Origin of the sequence: Mycobacterium sp. (assembly GCF_047975165.1) — a bacterium.
In the GTDB taxonomy this organism is placed as follows: Bacteria; Actinomycetota; Actinomycetes; order Mycobacteriales; family Mycobacteriaceae; genus Mycobacterium.
This window is the reverse complement of sequence record NZ_JBKECZ010000040.1, coordinates 1-19033: the sequence shown is the minus strand read 5'-3', so window position 1 is coordinate 19033 and position 19033 is coordinate 1. Positions and strand designations below refer to the sequence as shown.

The 19033-nt window shown below is 67.1% G+C and carries 16 protein-coding genes; 6 read left to right on the top strand and 10 right to left on the bottom strand.

The features are described 5' to 3' along the window. Positions 1-242 precede the first annotated feature (242 nt). Together ACK5M9_RS03970 and ACK5M9_RS03965 are read left to right on the top strand one after the other, a co-directional pair. Positions 243-755, top strand: a complete 513-nt coding sequence (locus tag ACK5M9_RS03970; RefSeq protein ID WP_416891901.1) for a PE family protein — start codon at positions 243-245, stop codon at positions 753-755. 131 nt (positions 756-886) lie between these two features. Continuing rightward, positions 887-1543: a PE family protein gene (locus ACK5M9_RS03965; protein WP_416891900.1), complete on the top strand. Its 657-nt coding sequence runs from the start codon at positions 887-889 to the stop codon at positions 1541-1543. A gap of 21 nt (positions 1544-1564) precedes the next feature. On the opposite strand, the gene ACK5M9_RS03960 is transcribed toward ACK5M9_RS03965, so the two are convergent. Together ACK5M9_RS03960 and mshB are read right to left on the bottom strand one after the other, a co-directional pair. After that, complete coding sequence (locus tag ACK5M9_RS03960; protein ID WP_416891899.1) at positions 1565-2023, bottom strand: hypothetical protein; 459 nt, start codon at positions 2021-2023, stop codon at positions 1565-1567. Between the two features lie 97 nt (positions 2024-2120). Further along, entirely contained in the window at positions 2121-3017 is an 897-nt protein-coding gene (gene mshB, locus ACK5M9_RS03955) for an N-acetyl-1-D-myo-inositol-2-amino-2-deoxy-alpha-D-glucopyranoside deacetylase (protein WP_416891898.1), read from the bottom strand. Between the two features lie 98 nt (positions 3018-3115). Between mshB and ACK5M9_RS03950 the strand changes: the two genes are divergently transcribed. Continuing rightward, positions 3116-3733, top strand: coding sequence for a TetR/AcrR family transcriptional regulator (locus tag ACK5M9_RS03950; protein WP_416891897.1), 618 nt, complete (start codon positions 3116-3118; stop codon positions 3731-3733). Positions 3734-3769: 36 nt separating this feature from the next. Here ACK5M9_RS03950 and ACK5M9_RS03945 read toward each other — a convergent pair whose 3' ends face one another. The 7 genes from ACK5M9_RS03945 to ACK5M9_RS03915 all read right to left on the bottom strand — a co-directional run bounded on the left by ACK5M9_RS03945 (position 3770) and on the right by ACK5M9_RS03915 (position 14974). Continuing rightward, positions 3770-5623 (bottom strand): ABC transporter family substrate-binding protein, encoded by a 1854-nt coding sequence (locus tag ACK5M9_RS03945; RefSeq protein ID WP_416891896.1) that lies wholly within the window; start codon positions 5621-5623, stop codon positions 3770-3772. A gap of 65 nt (positions 5624-5688) precedes the next feature. Continuing rightward, on the bottom strand, positions 5689-7575 hold the full coding sequence (gene typA / locus ACK5M9_RS03940) for a translational GTPase TypA (RefSeq protein ID WP_416891895.1): 1887 nt from the start codon (positions 7573-7575) through the stop codon (positions 5689-5691). A 69-nt stretch (positions 7576-7644) separates the two neighbouring features. Further along, the gene (narI, locus tag ACK5M9_RS03935; protein WP_416891894.1) at positions 7645-8376 is read right to left on the bottom strand and encodes a respiratory nitrate reductase subunit gamma; all 732 of its coding nucleotides are present in this window, start codon (positions 8374-8376) and stop codon (positions 7645-7647) included. A gap of 12 nt (positions 8377-8388) precedes the next feature. After that, complete coding sequence (gene narJ, locus ACK5M9_RS03930) at positions 8389-9009, bottom strand: nitrate reductase molybdenum cofactor assembly chaperone (RefSeq protein WP_416891893.1); 621 nt, start codon at positions 9007-9009, stop codon at positions 8389-8391. Between the two features lie 41 nt (positions 9010-9050). Next, positions 9051-10715 carry a nitrate reductase subunit beta gene (narH, locus tag ACK5M9_RS03925; protein ID WP_416891892.1) on the bottom strand — a complete coding sequence of 555 codons (1665 nt, stop codon included), beginning with the start codon at positions 10713-10715 and terminating at the stop codon, positions 9051-9053. A gap of 2 nt (positions 10716-10717) precedes the next feature. After that, positions 10718-14410, bottom strand: coding sequence for a nitrate reductase subunit alpha (locus ACK5M9_RS03920; RefSeq protein WP_416891891.1), 3693 nt, complete (start codon positions 14408-14410; stop codon positions 10718-10720). A 168-nt stretch (positions 14411-14578) separates the two neighbouring features. Further along, positions 14579-14974 (bottom strand): (deoxy)nucleoside triphosphate pyrophosphohydrolase, encoded by a 396-nt coding sequence (locus ACK5M9_RS03915; protein WP_416891890.1) that lies wholly within the window; start codon positions 14972-14974, stop codon positions 14579-14581. Positions 14975-15000: 26 nt separating this feature from the next. On the opposite strand from ACK5M9_RS03915, the gene ACK5M9_RS03910 reads away from it, so the two are divergent. After that, complete coding sequence (locus ACK5M9_RS03910; RefSeq protein ID WP_416891889.1) at positions 15001-15282, top strand: 4a-hydroxytetrahydrobiopterin dehydratase; 282 nt, start codon at positions 15001-15003, stop codon at positions 15280-15282. On the opposite strand, the gene ACK5M9_RS03905 is transcribed toward ACK5M9_RS03910, so the two are convergent. Continuing rightward, on the bottom strand, positions 15279-16625 hold the full coding sequence (locus tag ACK5M9_RS03905) for a mannosyltransferase (RefSeq protein WP_416891917.1): 1347 nt from the start codon (positions 16623-16625) through the stop codon (positions 15279-15281). The two genes, ACK5M9_RS03910 and ACK5M9_RS03905, sit on opposite strands and share 4 nt — an antisense overlap. 106 nt (positions 16626-16731) lie before the next feature. Here ACK5M9_RS03905 and ACK5M9_RS03900 point away from each other — a divergent pair, with 106 nt between their 5' ends. Together ACK5M9_RS03900 and ACK5M9_RS03895 are read left to right on the top strand one after the other, a co-directional pair. Next, positions 16732-17364, top strand: coding sequence for a hypothetical protein (locus ACK5M9_RS03900; RefSeq protein WP_416891888.1), 633 nt, complete (start codon positions 16732-16734; stop codon positions 17362-17364). 68 nt (positions 17365-17432) lie between these two features. After that, positions 17433-18452, top strand: coding sequence for a hypothetical protein (locus ACK5M9_RS03895; protein ID WP_416891887.1), 1020 nt, complete (start codon positions 17433-17435; stop codon positions 18450-18452). The last annotated feature ends 581 nt before the right edge of the window (positions 18453-19033 follow it).

The following is a 19033-nucleotide window of genomic DNA, read 5'->3' as shown; positions in this document are numbered from 1 at the left end:
CATACGCGCAAGACTAGCGCCGCGTGGAGATCCCGACGCAGTCCACTCCCGGACCTCCGCCCCGCCCGGGCCTTCACACGGTCGCAGCCGGTGAACCGTTCGGCCGACCGCCTTTGCAACCGGAGCCGCCGCCATGATCGTGATACCGTCGGACGGAATCGAGCAGGCCAACCGGCCGCCTAGGGCCGGCGGGCAGAGCGGAAACAAAAAGCCAACTCGCCAAAGGGAGGATGAGACACAACATGGCCTCTGTAGTCGCAGCACCGGCGGCGTTGAACGCGGCGGCGTCCAGCTTGACCGATATCGGGTCGGAATTGAACGCAGTCACCGCCGGCGCCGCGGAACAGACGAGTTTCCTGCAGACCGCGGCCGCCGACGAGGTCTCCTCGGCGGTAGCCTCGCTTTTCTCCATCCACGGCCAGGAATTTCAGAAGCTCAACGCCCAGGCAGCAGCTTTTCACGAAACCTTCACGCAAACTCTGACGCAGGGTGCCGCAACCTATTCGGCGGCAGAGGCGAGCGCCGCCCAGACTCTGGCCGACTTGACCGTCGGCGCATCGTCACTCCCTCGACCCGCTGCCGCCGCACCGGCCGAAGTCTATTACCCGTTCTACGGGTACGGGTACGGGTACGCCTGGGGGCTCCTGGGCCTGTTCGCCGCATTCTTTTACATGGTTGTCGCTTCGATCTACAACCCCTGGCTGGCGCCGTTGTATATCTCGGAGTTCTTTGCCACTATCCCGTTCTATTTTTAACCGCCGACACCTGTCGCCACCGATCGCTACCATAGGGAGTCAGGGCGCCGCGGCAACGTAGCCGGACCGGCGCACCGCCGGAGTCGAGTACGTCCCGGATCAAGCACGGCCTGTAACACAGGAGTGGTGAGATGTCGTTCATGCAGGTAACGCCCGGTGGGCTGGCCGCGGCCGCGGCCGGTATTGCCGGGATCGGAGCGGATATCGGCGCGGCAAATACCGCGGCGGCACTGCCCACCACCGGCGTTGCAGCCGCTGCCGCAGATGAGATCTCAACCCAGGTTGCCGCGCTGTTTTCCGACCATGCCCTGGCATACCAGCAGATCAGCGCTGCGGCGTCGGAATTCCACGACAGCTTCGTACAGGCTCTGGGAACGGGTGCGAACGCCTACACGTCCGCCGAGTCCGCCGCCGCCCGGACCCTGGCCTCGTCCGCCGCGGCAGCACCCGCCGCCGTCATACCGGTGTCGGTGGCCACCTCCATCGAGAGCTCGTATATCACCTATGAGCCCTGGGTACAGTACGGCGTCGAACTCTTCTCGTATGTCGACGACTGGCTGCCCTACATCGGCCTGCTCGGACCGCAGATCAACTTCCTCTACGACCTGGGCGAGCCGATCGTCCAGGCCACACTGTTCAACACCCTGGACTGGCTCGCCGGAACAGTGCTGTACGACCAGGCGGTCAGCAACATTCAGGCGGCCACCGCGGCATCGATCAACAACTTCGTCAACCTCGAAACCGACTGGATCAGATGGCTCCTCCCCCCGCTGCCACCAATTGCGTGACGTTTCGCCGGCGGGGTTGCGTCAGTGCCGGCGGCGCCGCAGCAGCACCAACATCGGTGGCAGCACTCCGAACACGATCAGCAGCAGCGGCCCGTAGGCCATCGGGCCGGCGCCGCCCAGAACGACATCGCCCCCCGGTCCGCCGAGACTCAGCACCGCCACCGTCGAAAGCCACGTCCACAGAGGCACCGCCGCCGTCCGTGGCGACGTGGTCCAAGCTTCGGCGGCCCACACCAGCGCGGCGTTGACCAGACCGCTGACCAGTGCGCTCAGCGGTAGCGGGGTCGAATTCAAATAAAACGGCAGCAACAACGCGCCGGCCAGGGCAGACAGCACCCCATCGACAGCCAGCAGGAGCAATACAACGAATCGCAGCGCAGGGTCCACGGCCCCGGCCTCCTCGACCGAGCCGACGTGCGGCGACGTGTCGGTCAGGTTGGAATGCTGTCGATCTGCGAGATCATCGACCCGAGAACCCACTGGAAGCTGTCCAGCCGGTCTTGCCAATGCTGCAGGTTGGGGTCCAGGTCGGGGTCGGGCTCCATGCGATTCCTTCCTCGGAGTTCTGGATAGCAGCCTACGTGCCGGCATCGGCGAAGCCCAGACCCGCGAGCAGATCCGTCTCCCATCCGCGCCGATCCAGTCGCCCAGCGGTGCCGGCGGCCAGGACGTAGTGCTCCTCGGTGAGCACCGGCAATGCCAGGTTGTTCGACAGCGCGCACGCTTTTCCGGTGGGCCCCACGACAACCTGCGTTGCGTGGGCATCCAGTGCGGCGACCTTGGCGGCACGTGCGTCAGAGTCGGCCTCGATGACGGCGGTGATGCGGTCGTCCGGGTAGGCGAACGGGGTGTCATCGGGCAGCACCCACCCGGGGAGCATGTCGTCGGGGGTCAGGGCACGCAACCCCGCGTCCACCGCCTCCCGGGCCAGAACGGACCAGTAGAACTTGGGCACTGTCCACGGGTCACCCGGGAAGTCGCGGCCGCCGGGTCCCGCGGCGGCGACGGCGGCCGCGGTGGCGGCATGGGCGCGCACATGGTCGGGATGTCCGTAGCCACCGTCGGGGTCATAGGTGACGACGACGTGGGGCCGCAGTTCGCGGATAAGCACGACGAGCGCCTCCACCACCTCCCGTTCGTCAGCGTCGACGAATCTCCGAGCGCCCCGCGCGTCGGTGCCGGCCATCCCGGAGTCACGCCAGCGCCCCGCACCGCCGAGGTAGACGGGTTCTCCGACACCGAGTACCTGCAACGCCCGGCTGAGCTCGCCGACGCGGTAGCCGCCGAGCTGATCGGCGTGGCCGGCGGCAAGCCGAGACCACCGTTCACCGATAACCTCGCCTTCCTCGCCGAGCGTGCAGGTCACGACACGGACCTGCGCGCCACGGGCCGTGTAGTGGGCGATCGTGGCACCGGTGCCGAGGCTCTCGTCGTCGGGGTGCGCATGCACGAACAGCAGGCGCGGAGTTGGCATGCCCGAACCCTACCGGTCGGAGGAATCCCTTCGGGAGACCTCGACGCCGGTCACCTATCGGAACGACAACGACTACTATCTGGCGCTACTATGGGGCGATGCCGCAGGTCACAGGCGCGACCTCAAGCCCCACGCCGGGTCCGGCACGGGGTCCGGCACGGCGACGTCGTCGCGGAGACGAGCTGGAACAGGCGCTGTACAGGGCGACGCTCGCCGAACTGGCAGCAGCCGGGTATGGCGGCCTGACAATGGAAGGCATTGCGGCGCGTGCCCATACCGGCAAGGCGGCGTTGTACCGACGCTGGGCTTCCAAGCGCGACCTGGTGCAGGCAGCGCTGATGCACAGCGTTCCACCGCTGCCGGAGCCAGCCGCCGGGCATTCCCCGCGGGACAATCTGATGACGGTGCTGACCGCGCATCGAGACGTATTGGCCGGGAAAACCGACTTTCCGGGGCTGAAGATCATGAGCCAGCTGATACACGAGCCCGAGTTGCGTGCCATCTTCGCCGACGTGGTGCTACCACGGGTGGCGATCGTCGACTCGATCTTGAAAACCGCTGCCGGCCAAGGCGATATCGACCCGGCTCACCTGACACCGCTGACGGCGCGTATCGGGTCGGCGCTGATCAACCAGCACTTCATGCTCACCGGGACTCCGCCCACCCGCCGAGAACTGGCGCTTGTGGTGGACACCATAATCCCGCCCCGGAGATAACGGGGAACGCGGCGATCCGGGCCGGGCGGCGGACCTTCACGGCCCGATCTTCACCCACTGGCCGGCATCCCCGACAATCCCGACGGGAACCGCGCCGGCAAGGCTGACGTTCTGCACGCTCGGCCCCGCCACCACGATAGTGGTGTCCTGCAGGATGGGCAGGACCGTCGACATGTTCCACAGTCGAGGTTCCACCGCGGCGATCACGTCGTCGATGGTCTTCGTCCCGTTGAGGACGTCATCGATGTCGGATTGGACGCTGGGATCGCAGATCCCGCTGAGGTTCGACGGCATCGTCAGCAGGGTGCCGGGCGGTTCGGCCCCGGCGGAACCCGCCGGGCTGGACGTCGGTGCCGGGGGTGCGCCGGCAGGCGGCACCGCGGTTGCCTGCAGCGCGGGGCAGCCGAACCGGGAGGCCAACGACGTCGCCAGGTTGCCGCCGGCCTGGTTCCACCCGACCAGTGCGTCCACCCGGTGTCCGCTGAGGGCGTCGCGGTACAGCGTCATCGGATCCAGCGCGAGCACCCTGGCGGCTATGCCGACGTCGCGCAGCTGGTCGGCAGCGGTGTTGGCCACCGCCACCGAAATCGGGTCGTTGGCAGCCACCCCGATGACCAGTGACAACGGCATCCCGTCCTTGGTGATCTGCCCGCGGATGATTTCGGGCCGTCCGTTCGTCCCCGGGGCACGGGCCGGGCCCGGTCCCGGCGGTTCCAGGAAGACGGAAGTGCCGCTCTCGATCTGGAATCCGGCGGCTTCCAGCAGTCCCAGCGCCGCCGTCCTGGTCATCGCCGGCGGTGCGGTCGGCACATACCCGGGATCGCTGGGCGACCGGATCAGCGACTGGTCCAACGTGACCGTGTTGTCGCTGCCCGCGCCGACCGCCGCGAGCAGCCCGACGTCGAGCAACCCGAGGATGGCCTTGCGCACCTGGGGATCCGCCAGCTTCGGCTCGTTGGCGCGCAGCGTCAGCTGCATCACCCGCGGAGTCACGATCCGGCCTGTCCGGACATCGGGGATCGCCGACAATTGGGCGAAGGAGGTCGAACCACCGTGCACCTGTGCCACCTGGGTATCGCGGTTTCGCACCGAGTCCGCCAGCACCGCCGGTGCTCCCGCTCGTCGAAACTGGATCAAGGCAGGCTTCGCCGGTGGCCCCCAGTAGCGGTCATTGCGTGCTATCAGGATTTCGTCGCGCTGGGAGTCGATGTTCTCCACCCGGAACTGTCCGCCCGTCACCGGCATCGCCCGGGCCAGCCCGGCGAGGAATCCGCCGGGTACGTCCTTGACAATGTGCGCCGGGAGCAGATTGTTGAACAACTCCCGCCAGGCCGGGTAGGGCTGGGCGAACGTAACCACGACCTGCTTGCCGCCGTCGAGGGACTGGACCGACCTGATCAAGTCATAGCCGGCGGGATCGACGACGCCCGGCTGGGTGACCATCTGCTGCCACAGATACCAGAAGTCGTCGGCCGCGATCGGGGCGTTGTCCGTCCACTGCGCCTCCGGGCGGATCTTGTATGTCACCGAGAACGGGTTCTCTCCGGCCGCTTCGGCCGAGAGCAGCAGCGTCGAATCCATCTCCCAGCTCGACCCGGTCGCCGAACCCGGGTCAGGTACCGGCCGGAACGTACTGGGCAGCACCAACGAGCTGATCGCGGCACTCACCGGCGACAGATCCGACAGCAGATGCGGGTTGAACCCGGCGCCGATCGAATCGACGCCCATGATGATCTGGACGGGCCGTGGGGGCGCCGACGGCGCATGGTGCGGCGTGTCGGTGCTCTGCGGCGCCGGCGGCGGGTTCACCGTGCATCCCGACACCACCAGCCCAATCGTCGCCACCAGGGCACCGGCGACCGCAAGGACATACCGGGCCCGAGTCAGCACACCGCCCAGGGTATCGACGCAAGCCGCGACCACGTGCGGCCAACGATCCCAGCGCGCCGCCAAGGCTAGCCCCGGGCCTTGGCGCGCGCCCGGCTGCGCGCCCGCAGGGTGGCGTCGAGCTCCACCTTGCGAACCCGCACGACCTCCGGTGTGACCTCCACACATTCGTCCGCGGCGCAGAATTCCATTGCCCGCTCAAGATCGAGTTCCAGGGGCTTGGCCAGCGTCTCGATGACATCGGCCGTCGACGACCGCATGTTGGTCAGCTTCTTTTCCCGGGTGACGTTGATATCAAGGTCTTCGGGCCGCGGATTGATCCCCACAACCATGCCGGCGTAGGTGTCCTGGCCGGGGTCGACGAAGAATTGGCCGCGATCGGCGAGCTGCAGCAACGCGAACGGCGTGATCGTTCCGGTCCGGTCGGACACCAGCGAGCCGGTGTGCCGGGCCCGGATCTCGCCGGCCCAGGGCCGGTAGCCGTCGAAGACGGCGTTGGCGATCCCGGTGCCACGGGTGAGGGTGAGAAAGTCGGTGCGAAAGCCGATCAGGCCCCGGCTGGGCAGCACGAAATCCATCCGGACCCAGCCGGCGGCATGGTTCCTCAGCTCTTCCATCCGGCCCTTGCGGCCGGCCATCAACTGAGTGACGGCCCCCACGAATTCTTCGGGACAATCGATCGTCATCGCCTCGAACGGCTCGTGCAGCTTCCCGTCGATGGTCTTGGTCACCACCTGCGGCTTGCCGACGGTCAGCTCGAAACCCTCCCGGCGCATGGTCTCGACCAGCACTGCCAGGGCCAGCTCGCCGCGGCCCTGCACCTCCCAGGCATCCGGTCGGCCGATGTCGACCACCCGGATGGAAACGTTGCCGACGAGCTCGGTATCGAGCCGGCTGCGGACCATCCGCGCGGTCAGTTTGTGTCCGGACACCTTGCCCGCCAACGGCGAGGTGTTGGTGCCGACGGTGACCGAGATCGCCGGTTCGTCGACGGTGATACGCGGCAGCGCATGGGCGTGGTCGGGGTCTGCCAGGGTGTCTCCGATCATGATGTCCGGGATTCCCGCCACCGCCACGATATCCCCGGCCACCGCGACCTCGGTGGCGCTGCGCTCGACCCCTTCGGTGGCCAGCAGTTCGGTGATCTTGGCACTGGTGACCACCGGCAGTCCGTCGACCTCCCGCATCCACGCCACCTGCTGGCCCTTGCGCAGTTTGCCGTTGTAGATGCGGACCAGTGCGAGCCTGCCCAGAAAAGCCGACGCGTCGAGGTTGGTAACCAGTGCCTGCAAGGGCGCCTCGGGATCGCCATCGGGCGGCGGAACGTGTTCCAGCAGCACGTCGAACAACGGATCGAGGTTGGCGCCGTCAGGATTCTGGCCGTCGTCGGGAGCGGTGGTGCTGGCGATACCCGCCCGCCCGGAGGCATAGAGCGTCGGCAGGCCAAGCGCGTGCTCGGCGGCCTTGGCGGCCTCGTCATCGAGGTCGGTGGCAACGTCGAGCAGCAGGTCGTGGCTGGCATCCACCACCTCGCCGATGCGCGCATCCGGCCGGTCGGTCTTGTTGACCACCAGGATCACCGGCAGGTGGGCGGCCAACGCCTTGCGCAGCACGAACCGGGTCTGGGGAAGCGGGCCTTCGGATGCGTCGACCAGCAGCAGAACCCCGTCGACCATCGAGAGCCCACGCTCCACCTCGCCGCCGAAGTCGGCGTGGCCGGGAGTGTCTATGACGTTGATCACGGTCACGCTGCCATCCGGGTGGTGGCGGTGAACGGCGGTGTTCTTGGCCAGGATGGTGATGCCCTTCTCCCGCTCCAGATCACCGCTGTCCATCACGCGTTCCTGCACTTCGCCTCGCTCCTGCAGGGCGCCGGATTGGCGCAGCATCGCGTCGACCAGCGTCGTCTTGCCGTGGTCTACGTGGGCGACGATGGCGACGTTTCGGAAGGACACGACGGTGATTGTGGCAGCGCAGGGCCTCAGATAGCGAACTGACCGCTGCGGCGGACCGGAATCCGGCGGCTACCAGCCGCGGCGGCGCGGGGCAGAACCCACCATGTCGCGCCCTTCGGCCACTTCGCGACTCCGATAGACGATGTAGGGCCGAAACAGGTAGCCGATCGGCGCGCTGAACGCGTGCACCAGCCGGGTGAACGGCCACAGGGCGAACAGCGTGAGGGCGATCGTCACATGTATCTGGTAGTAGAACGCCGCATCCGCCATCAGATCTCCGCGCGGGTCGAGGATCCAGATCGAGCGAAACCAGACCGCAACCTTCTGCCGGTAGTCGTGCAGCTCACCGAAGTGCGTCGCACCGGCCAGGGTGCAGCTCAACCCGGCCACCAGCGCGCAGGCGAGCACCACGTACATCAGCTTGTCGTTGCGGGTGGTGGCCAGGCGCACCGGACCGCTGAACCGCCGCCGGTACATCAGCAACCCGATGCCGAGCACGGTGGCGATACCCGCGGGAGCTCCGAGCATCAATGCCTGAAGGTGATACAGGTGATCGGTCAAACCTATTCGCCGAGTAAAGGATTCGGGAATCAACAGGCCGGACAGATGTCCCATGATCACCGCGAAGCTGCCGAAGTGAAACAGCGGGTTGGCGATCGAGAGTAGCCGCGACTCGTATATTTGCGACGAACGCGTGGTCCAGCCGAATTTGTCGTATCGGTAGCGCCACCAGGTACCGACTCCGACAACCGCCAGCACGACGTAGGGCACGTCGTCCCAATAGATTTCAAGCAGTTTCATCTGGACCACGAGTCAACTCCCTTCGGACTTCCTGGGCGGTACAGTCAGGGTGAACGGTTGCAGACCGACGGCTTCCGTCGGCGGTCCGGCCTGCTGCAGGTGCTGGACACGGCGTTGATCCCGTTCGGATGCCGTCGGCAGAGTTTCACATACTGCGGCGACCGCGTGCTGATAGGGCGACTCGGCCCGAGCCAGCACATCGCACACGACATCGATCGGAACCCGATGCGCGACCAGCAGCCTCCGCCCGGCCTCGGGGCTGACGGTGGCGGCGAATTCCAGCACGACGGGCAGGTGATCGGGCGCCTCGTCGCGCGGCGGTTCGACTCCCGCGTCACGGTAGGCGGTGGCGAACACCAGCATCTCCCGCCCGCGGTTGCGGGTGTCCCCGGCGGTCCAATAGGTCAGATACATCGTCGCCCGGCGACGCATGTCGAAGGTCTCGACGTAGTCGGCGGCGGCCGCCAGCGGCTCGCGGGAACGCAACGCGACCAGCGTCTTTTCCAGCAGGGCGGCCTCCGGCCCGCTGACATGGCCGAGCAACTCCCCGACGGCGTCGAGCCTGTGCGAACGGCCCTCATCGGGGTAGGTCAGCAACAGCGACGCAGCCTGCCACACCAGGCGGTCTTGCATCGCCCTGGAACGTGGACGTTCTGCCAGCCCCGGCCGGAACTTCACCGCCGCATCGGGTTCTCGTCGGGGAACATCCCGTCAGGTGTGCCGTGCCCGTCCCAATTGAGCAGATTCACCCGGGAACGACCGCCTCCTCCCCCGCCGCCGCTCTCGCCTTTCAGACGCTCCTGCAGCGCGTGGAAGGTCTCCACCGCCACCGGCACCGGCGCACCGCTGCCGTGGCCGAACGGACCCGACTCGTACATGCCCGGCCCGCCGTCGAAGGACAGCGAGCAGCCCAGCTCCTCGGCCATCGCCGCCGCCGGCAGATCGGCCGCATATGCGGTGGGAACCACGTAGCGGTCTTCGTATTTCGCGATCGCCAGCAGCCGGTACATCGCATAGATCTGCTCTTCGGTCATACCCACCGCCGCCGGGATGTGCGGTTGGGTTTCCCTGCCCAGGTTGATATCGCGCATATAGGAGCGCATCGCCGCAAGCCTGCGCAGCACGCCGGCGACGACTTGGGTGTCACCGGCAGTGAACAGCTCGGCCAGGTACTGGATCGGAATTCTCAGCGCCTCCAGTGCACCGAACAGATTCCCCAGGTCCTCCCCGTCGTGCCCGTCCCTGCTGACCGCATCCACCACCGGCGACAGCGGAGGGATGTACCAGACCATCGGCATGGTCCGGTATTCCGGATGCAGCGGCAGGGCTACCCGGTAGGTATTGATCAGGGCATACACCGGGGAACGCTGGGCGGCTTCGATCCACTCCGCGGGAATGCCCTCCGCCCGGGCGCCGGCGATCACCTCGGGGTCATTCGGATCGAGCAGAATCCGGCGCTGGGCTTCGTAGAGGTCGGTGTCGTTCTCCACCGTCGCCGCCTCCAGCACCCGGTCGACGTCGAAGAGCACCAGTCCGAGATAGCGCAGCCGTCCCACGCAGGTTTCCGAACACACCGTCGGCAGCCCGACCTCGATACGCGGGTAGCACAGCGTGCACTTCTCGGCCTTGCCCGTCTTGTGGTTGAAATACACCTTTTTGTAGGGGCACCCCGACACACACATCCGCCAGCCGCGGCAGCGGTCCTGGTCGACCAGCACAATGCCGTCCTCGGTGCGCTTGTACATTGCCCCCGATGGGCAGGAGGCCACGCACGCGGGATTCAGGCAGTGCTCGCAGATCCGCGGCAGGTAGAACATGAAGGTTTCTTCGAGCTGAAGTTTGACCTGCTGACCCACCTTTTGCAGGATCGGGTCCTGCGGCACGATCTCGGGGGATCCGGAAAGGTTGTCGTCCCAATTGGATCCCCAGGAGATTTTCATGGGCTCGCCGCTGATCTGGCTTCGCGGTGCCGCCGTGGGGAAGGTGTCGCCCGCCGGGGCCGACGTCAGATTTTCGTAGTCGTAGGTCCACGGCTCGTAGTAGTCGTCCATAGTCGGCATCCGAGGATTGGCGAAAATCCGCAGCAACTTTTCGATCCGTCCGCCGTCGCGCAACCGCAGCCGGCCCTTCTTGTCGCGCACCCACCCGCCGCGCCACCGGCCCTGATTCTCGTAGCCGCGGGGATATCCCACTCCCGGGCGCGTTTCGACGTTGTTGAACCAGACATACTCGGTCCCTGCTCGGTTGGTCCACGCCTGTTTGCAGGTCACCGAACAGGTATGGCAACCAATACATTTGTCGAGGTTCATCACCATCGCCATCTGTGCCATGACCTTCATGATCAGTACTTCACCTCCTGGCTGCGGCGGCGTACCACGGTCACCTCATCGCGCTGGTTTCCGGTGGGGCCGAGGTAGTTGAAAGAGAATGCGTGCTGCCCGTAGCCGCCCGCGAGGTGGCTGGGCTTCATGCGCACTCTGGTCAGCGCGTTGTGATTGCCGCCGCGTTTGCCGTTGGTCTGTGTACGCGGGGTGTCGACGGTGCGCTCCTGCACGTGGTAGACGAACACCACACCGTCGGGTATCCGGTGGCTGACGATGGCCCGGCATACATAGATGCCGTTGGTGTTCACTGCTTCAACCCAATCATTATCCCGCACTTCGATTTTCGCTGCATCGCCCGGACTCATCCACATGGTCGGACCGCCCCGCGACAATGACAGCATGTAGAGGTTGTCCTGATAGGTGGAGTGGAACGACCACTTGGAGTGCGGTGTCAAATACCGTACGGTCAGCCCGATTCCGTCATCGGTGGGGCCGAGGTCCGGCTGGCCGAACAGTCGCGCCATGTCCAGCGGAGGCCGATATACCGGCAGCTGCTCGCCGAGTTCCTCCACCCAGTCGTGCGCGAGATAGAAGTGCATCCGCCCGGTCAGCGTATGGAACGGCTTGAGGTGCTCGATGTTGATAGTGAACGGCGCATAGCGACGGCCGCCGCTTTCGCTGCCCGACCACTCCGGGCTGGTGATCACCGGGACCGGACGCGCCTGGGTATCGGCGAAGGTGATCCGCCTTTCCTCGCTGCCCTCGGCAAGGTGTGCCAGCCGTTGGCCGGTACGCGCCTCCAGCTCGTGAAATCCCTCCACGGCAAGCCGTCCGTTGCAGGTTCCCGACAGCGTGAGCATCACGTCGGCCATCCGCGCGGCCGTCGTGATGGCCGGACGGCCCGCCGCGGCACCGGAATTCATCACCCCGAACTTCGCTCCCAGCTCACCGACCTCGCGGTCCGGGTGCAGGGTCACTCCCTTGATGGTCATGCCCAGCGTGTCGACCAGCGGCCCCAGCGTCACCCACTTGTCATAGATGGCCGCATAGTCGCGCTGAACCACCGTGAGCTTGCCCATGGTGCTTCCGGGTACCGGTGTGTCACCGGACCGGTTCGGATCGCGCAGCCAATCATGTTCGGCACCATCGGGATATGCCATCGCGTCCGGTGTGTCGTGCTGCAGGGCAGTCAGCACCACGTCGTTGCGGGTGCCGAGGTGTTCCTTGGCCATTGCGCTGAACGTGCGGGCAATGGCGCCGAATGCGTCGAAGTCCGAACGGGTTTCCCACGGCGGGTCGATCGCGGGGCTGAAGGAATGCACATAGGGGTGCATGTCGGTACTGGAGAGGTCATGCTTCTCGTACCAGGTAGCGGCGGGCAACACAACGTCGGAAACCAGCGTCGTCGAGGTCATCCGGAAGTCGATCGACATCATCAGGTCGAGCTTGCCTTCGGGAATATCGGTGTCCCAGACAACATTCCGGGGATGCACACCGTCGGCCGGGGGTTCGACCTGAATGTTGGCATCGGTGCCCAGCAGATGCCGCAGGAAGTATTCGCCGCCCTTGCCCGAGGAGCCGATCAGATTGGCCCGCCATACGCTAAGCACCCGCGGCCAGTTGGCCGGGTTGTCGGGGTCGGTGACCGACAGTTTCAGTTTTCGCTGCCCGAGTTGCGCCGCCACGTAGTCGCCGACATCTTCGCCCGCGGCCTGCGCCTCATCGGCGAGGTCCAGACTCGACCGGTCGAATTGGGGATAGAACGGACTCCACCCCATCGCGGTCGCCGAAGCCAGCAGGTCCATCGTGTGCTTGCCGTCGAATTGGCCGCGCCCCAACGGGCTGGCCAGCTTTTCCGCACCGTGGGCGTCGTAACGCCATTGATCGGTGTGGGCGTACCAGTACGAGGCGCCGGGAACCTGGCGCGGTGGGCGCACCCAGTCGTTGGCGTTGGCCATCGTCTGGAACCCGGTCAATGGCCGCACCTTCTCCTGGCCGACATAGTGCGCCCAGCCGCCACCGTTGCGCCCCATCGATCCGGTCAGCACCAGCAGCGCCAGCACGGAACGGTACATCACGTCGCTGTGGAACCAATGACAGATGCCGCCGCCCATGATGACCATCGATCGTCCACCGGATTCCTCGGCGTTGCGGGCGAATTCCCTGGCGACCCGGGTCGCCTGGGCAGCCGGCACCCCGGTGATCCGCTCCTGCCATGCCGGGGTGTTCGCCACGGTCGGGTCGTCGTAGCCGCTGGGCCATTGGCCGGGCAGCCCGTCGCGCCGCACCGCGTAGTGGGCCAGCATCAGGTCGAACACCGTGCACACCAGGTGCGTCCCCACCCGGCGCACCGGCACCCCCCGGGTGGCGATCTCGCCGTGGCCGTCAATGGTGTCGAAGCTGGGCAGGTCGACCAGGGCCGTATCACCTTCTGCGCGCAGGACACTGAGCGCGGGCACCAGCGTGCCCAGATCGAGGTTCCACTTGCCCAGACCGGCCTCGCCGAACCGGAACCCCAGCGAACCATTCGGTACCGCGAGGGCGTCGGTGGCCTCGTCGAGGAACACCGGTTTGAACGCGGCATTCTCGACCTCGTGACCGATGTCCGCCGCAGTCAGGAACTTTGCCGGAACCAGGCCTTCTCCACGCCGCTCCAGCTTGATCAGAAACGGCAGGTCGGTGTAGCGGCGGACGTAGTCGACGAAGAACGGAACCTGGCGCTTCACATAGCATTCCGACATGATGACGTGGCCCATGGCCATTGCCAGCGCGGCGTCGGTACCGGCGGCACACCGCATCCATTCGTCGGCGAATTTGGTGTTGTCCGCGTAATCCGGACTCACGGTGACGACTTTGGTGCCGCGGTAACGCACTTCGGTCATCCAGTGCGCGTCGGGCGTCCGGGTGATCGGAACGTTAGAGCCCCACATGACCAGATACGAGGCGTCCCACCAGTCACCCGACTCGGGCACGTCGGTCTGGTCACCGAACATTTGCGGCGAGGCCACCGGAAGGTCGGCGTACCAATCGTAGAAGGACGTCATCACGCCACCGAGCAGCGAAACGAACCGGGATCCGGCGGCGTAGCTGACCATCGACATCGCTGGGATCGGCGTGAAGCCGGCGATCCGGTCCGGACCGTAGGTCTTGATGGTGTACACGTGGGCGGCGGCGATCATTTCAGTCGCCTCGGCCCAGCTCACCCGCACCAGTCCGCCGTTGCCACGGGCCTGCTGGTAGCGACGGCGACGCTGGGGATCGGCCTGGATGTCCGCCCATGCCAGCACCGGGTCGCCGAGCCGGGCCTTGGCTTCGCGGAACATCTCAACCAGCACCCCGCGCGCATACGGGTAGCGCACCCGGGTGGGTGCGTAGCTGTACCAGGAACAAGAGGCTCCCCTGGGACACCCGCGCGGCTCGTACTCCGGGCGGTCGGGGCCCACCGACGGGTAGTCGGTCTGCTGGGTCTCCCAGGTGATGATCCCGTCTTTGACGTAGATCTTCCACGAACACGACCCGGTGCAATTGACCCCGTGGGTGGACCGCACCACCTTGTCGTGGCTCCACCGATCGCGGTAGAACACGTCGCCTTCCCGGCCGCCGCGCCGGGTTACGGTGCGCATGTCCGCCGAGAACTCACCGGGGGTGAAGTAGCGCCCGCTGCGCTCGAGCAGTTCCTCGAGATATCCCCCCACGTGCGGTGTGGTCACAGGCCGGCCCTGTCGTTCGCCATCGCCATCTGCCTTCCATCGGTCACGTGCGCAGCGGCTCGCCCGGTGGTGACAGCCATGAGCTGAACCGGACTGCGCGATGCTAATTCCCAGCTGACAATGCCCAGCTGCAACCGTACTCGTCCGAACCTGGAGAACAGCTGAGAGTCAGGCCAACGCGAGAACCAGGTCGGGCAGCCAATTGCGGTCGGCGGCAACCCAGTGGAGCCCGTCGAGTTCGGTCGCGGTGATCCAGCGCAACGCCCGATGGTCATACGGCCGCGGGTCCCCCCGCAGCAGGCGCACGCGGTAGGCGCGCAGTATCGTCGTGTCGTTCAACGCTACGTCTTCGCCGAGACGGTCGCCCACCACCACACCGGCCACGTCAAGCCCCAACTCCTCGGCCAGCTCGCGGGCCAGCGCGGCCGGCTCGGTTTCGCCGTCGGCGACCTTCCCACCAGGTAGTTCCCATTGCCCCGCAAGTTCGGGTGGTCGATTTCGTTGTGCCACAAGCACTGATGACCCGCGGATGACGGCGCCGGCGACGACGATCCGGTGGGACATGGGCAGTGACGGTATACCGTCGGAGGATGGCTGTGTTAACCGATGAGCAAGTCGATGCCGCACTGCCCGGGCTCGACGGATGGGAACGCGCGGACGGTCGGCTGTGCCGCCGCGTCGAGTTCCCGGCCTTTCCTGACGGTATCGAGGCCGTACGGCGGGTGGCCGAGCACGCGGAATCCCAGGACCATCACCCCGACATCGATATCCGCTGGCGCACCGTGACCTTTTCACTGGTCACCCATTCCCAGGGTGGCATCACCCAACGCGACCTCGACATGGCGCGCGATATCGACGGAATCCTCGGCTAGGAGTCGACCGCAATCGACCGCTGCGAGCGCGGCTGCGCCGCGGTTCGGCGCGTGCAGGCGATCCAGCTCAGCGTCGCCACCGTGGCGACCGAATAGACCAGCCCTGCCCAGGCGAGGTACCAGGGCCTGCCGATTGCCCAGATGGTGGGCTGCCCGAAGCTGAGCAACCACGGCACGCCGACGAGGGTGAGTCCCAGCCAGCCCCAGCCAAGGATTTTCGCGCCGCTCCGGGTTCGCAGTGGCCCGTGGATCAGCCAGATCATCAGCGGGACCAGCCACACCCAGTGGTGGGTCCACGAGATCGGCGAGGCCAGCAGGCCGAACAGCTCCACCACCAGCAGCCTGCCCAGCCGGTCGGACGCGTCCAGCGCGCGCCAGGCCAGCAGAGCCAGCGCCGCAGTGACCCCGACCGCGGCCAGCACCAGCGGGCCGTAGCCGACGTCGTATCCGAGGATACGGGAGATGGCGCCACGCCAGGATTGGTTGAACGACGTGGCGATCGGGCCGACCCGCCGCGCGTCCCCCAACAAGTCGGTGAAGTAATACCTGGCCTGATCGCCGATGACCACCAGGGATATTCCGACGGTGGCCGCGAACACCACCGTCGAGAACAGCGCCGCCGCCCAACGCCGCGCGCCGAGCAGGTACAGACCCGCGGCCGCAGGAGTCAGCTTGATCCCGGTCGCGAGGCCGATCAGCAACCCCGACACCCACCATCGCCTGCTGTACACCGCCCACAGCACCGCCAGCGTCAGGAACACGTTGATCTGCCCGTAGTCGAAGTTGCTGCGCAGCGGTTCGATCCAGATTGCCACCGCGGTCCACAGCATCGCCGTGCGCCGGCCACCTGTCGACACTCCGAGCAGGTACTGGCTCACCCGTACCACCGCGTACAGCGCGGCGATGATCGCGAGCTGCCACAGCAGGGCCACCATCCCGAAAGGCAGCAGGTGCAGCGGGTAGAACACCAATGCGGCAAACGGCGGATAGGTGAACGGCAGCGGGAAGTCCGGCGTCTGGTCGGCGTAGACGAAGCTGTACAGGGTGCCGGGGTGATCGAGCGCGGCAGCTCCACCCACGTAGACGTGCAGATCCACGAAGTTCGCGCCGTGCGGCACCAGGTAGGTCCAGCTCAAGCGTGCCGCGATGCTCAGGACCAGTAGTAGCGGCGCCCAATTGGCCGCCGGTATTGCCCACCGCGAAGCCGGGGTGACGGCGGCGGCGGGCGAGGCTGGGGAGGCGGCGGTGGGCGCCGCGGGCACTCCTGGGCGGATCTCGATGGCTCCGACTCTAGCCCCTGCCGACTGCGCCCCCCGCCGGTCACCGCCGGCGCTCGTATCGATAACGATCGAATAAACGCCACATGTGTCACATCAGCCACTTCTGCACCACGGCGTTAGCTTCTGGTCAGGTCCTTCCGAGGCCTGCAATCGACAACCAGGGAGAGTCATGCCAACCATCTGGACCTTCGTCCGAGCCACCGCGATTCTGGTCGGCTCCTCGGCCGCGCTACTGGCCGGCGGTATCGCCCACGCCGACCCCGTACCAGCGCCGGTACAACCCGATATTCCTCAACAGCTGATCGCGTCGGCCGCCAATGCCCCGCAGATTCTGCAGAACCTGGCCACCGCGCTGGGCAGCACACCACCGCTCAACGGGATACTCAGTGCGCCGGCCACCGCCGCCACTCCGGGGTTGACCCCCACCGCCGGCGCACCGGCCGGGACTTCCTACGCGCCCGCGACGATGCCGACGCTTCCCGGGGTCAACGCTCCGATCCCGGGCATCGCCTCCCCACCCGCAGCCGCAACGACACCGGCCGGCGTTCCGGCAATCCCGGGTGTGAACTCGCCGCTCGCTCCCGCCACTCCGGCATCGGTACCGTCGGTTCCCGGCCTGGGCACGCAACTCCCGGGTTTCGGCGCGCCCGCGACCGCCGCGACTCCGGCGTCGGTGCTACCTGGCCTGGCCACGGCGATTCCCGGCCTCGCCCAAGCTGCACTGCCGGCGCTGACATCGGGCATCCCGGGAATCGGGGTTCCCGGAGCAGGGCCCCAGACGCTGCTCGGAGCGCTGCCCTGAGCCCTGCGGGAAGCCGGCTGACCCACCACTAGACGACTGACCCACCACTAGAAGCCTGGAGATACCCCGTGGCAACCACTTGGAATTTGTCCAAAGGTCTGGCCGCAGTCGTCACCGCGTCGGCTGCCGCGCTCATCATTTGCCCGAGCGCGGCGGCCGACCCGACACCGGCGCCGGCACCGCCGAACCCGGCCCAACAGCTACCCGGGCTGCCCGCATTGACCCAGTTGAGTCCCATCGTGCAGCAGGCAGCGGGCAATCCCGCCCAGGCCGCCGAGTTGCTGATGGCCGCCGCCAAGGCATTCGCCCAGAGCCCCTCGGCGCCCGCGGAGGCCAAGAACGTCGCGTCGTCGGTCAACCAGTTCGTCGAGGACCCGGCGGCGGCCGGCCCCGTCCTGCACGTCCCCGCCGTCGGCGCCGAACCCGGAACCCTGGCGCACCTGCCAGCCGGCGTCGATCCCGGTCACGCCGCGGGTCCGGCGCCGATGGCCGCACCGGCGACACCCCACCTGGCAGCGCAGGCGGCCCCGCAGCCGGGGCCCGCTCCGGAAGCACCCGAGTCCGTCGCGACCCCCAGGGTAGAGCCCGCGGCGGCCGCCTCTCCCGCCCCGGCTCCGGCAGCCGACCCGGCCCCCGCTGCCGCTCCGGCTCCAGCCGCGGCCCCCGGAGTCGGCCCGGACACCCCGCCCACGCAGGACTTCATGTACCCCTCGATCGGCACCAATTGTCTCGGCAACGGCACCGACGCCTTCGCCACCGCGCTGTCGGTCGCGGGGCCGGCCGTCATTCCGACTCCCGGCCCCGGACCGGGCCAGACCGCGTACGTCTTCACCGCGGTCGGCACACCCGGGCCGGCCGAAGTACAGCGCCTGCCGTTGAACGTCACCTGGGTCAACCTGACCACCGGCAAGTCGGGAACCACCACGCTCAAGCCACGCTCCGACATCAACGCCGACGGTCCCACGACGCTGACCGCCGTCGTCGACACCGGTTCGGGCAGCATCATGTCGACGATCTTCGGGCAGGTCACCACCAAAGACCGGCAGTGCCAGTTCATGCCGACCATCGGCTCGACGGTGGTGCCCTAGCCGGGATGGGGAGGCCGGGGCCTGGGGCCTGGGGCCTGGGGCCTGGGGCCTGGGGCCTGGGGCCTGGGGCCGCACCGCATGTGATCGTGGGTTGCCGACAGGACATAGGTCCCGGCCGGTAGAGCCACCCGATGTAGGCGACCCCGGTGAAGGATCGCCGTACGAGTGCCGGGTTGGATGTACAAGCGATCTGGTGCGGGATGCAGGTTTGACGGCGAGGCCGGCGAGGTGTTCGAGCGTCGGTCGACCCCGGATCGCCGGGAAATCCTGGAATGGTTGCGGCCGTCGCTTCACCCTGCCCCTTGATGAATACCCCCGCCCACATCAAGGGCCCTAGCCGATCCGCTGCCGTACCGGGTGATCAACGCACCCCGCCCCCCACCCATCAGGGGCCCTAGCCGCCGAGCGTGCAGCTGCTGCGGAAGAACGGGCCAATTTCCGCAGTAGTTGCACGCTCGGCGCGGGGACGGGGATGGGGATGCGGACGGGTGGCGCGGCGCGGACCGGCGCGGACGGGTGGCGGGCGGGTGGCGCGGCGGTGCGGGGATGCGGACGAGTGGTGCGGGGGTGCGGGGGTGCGG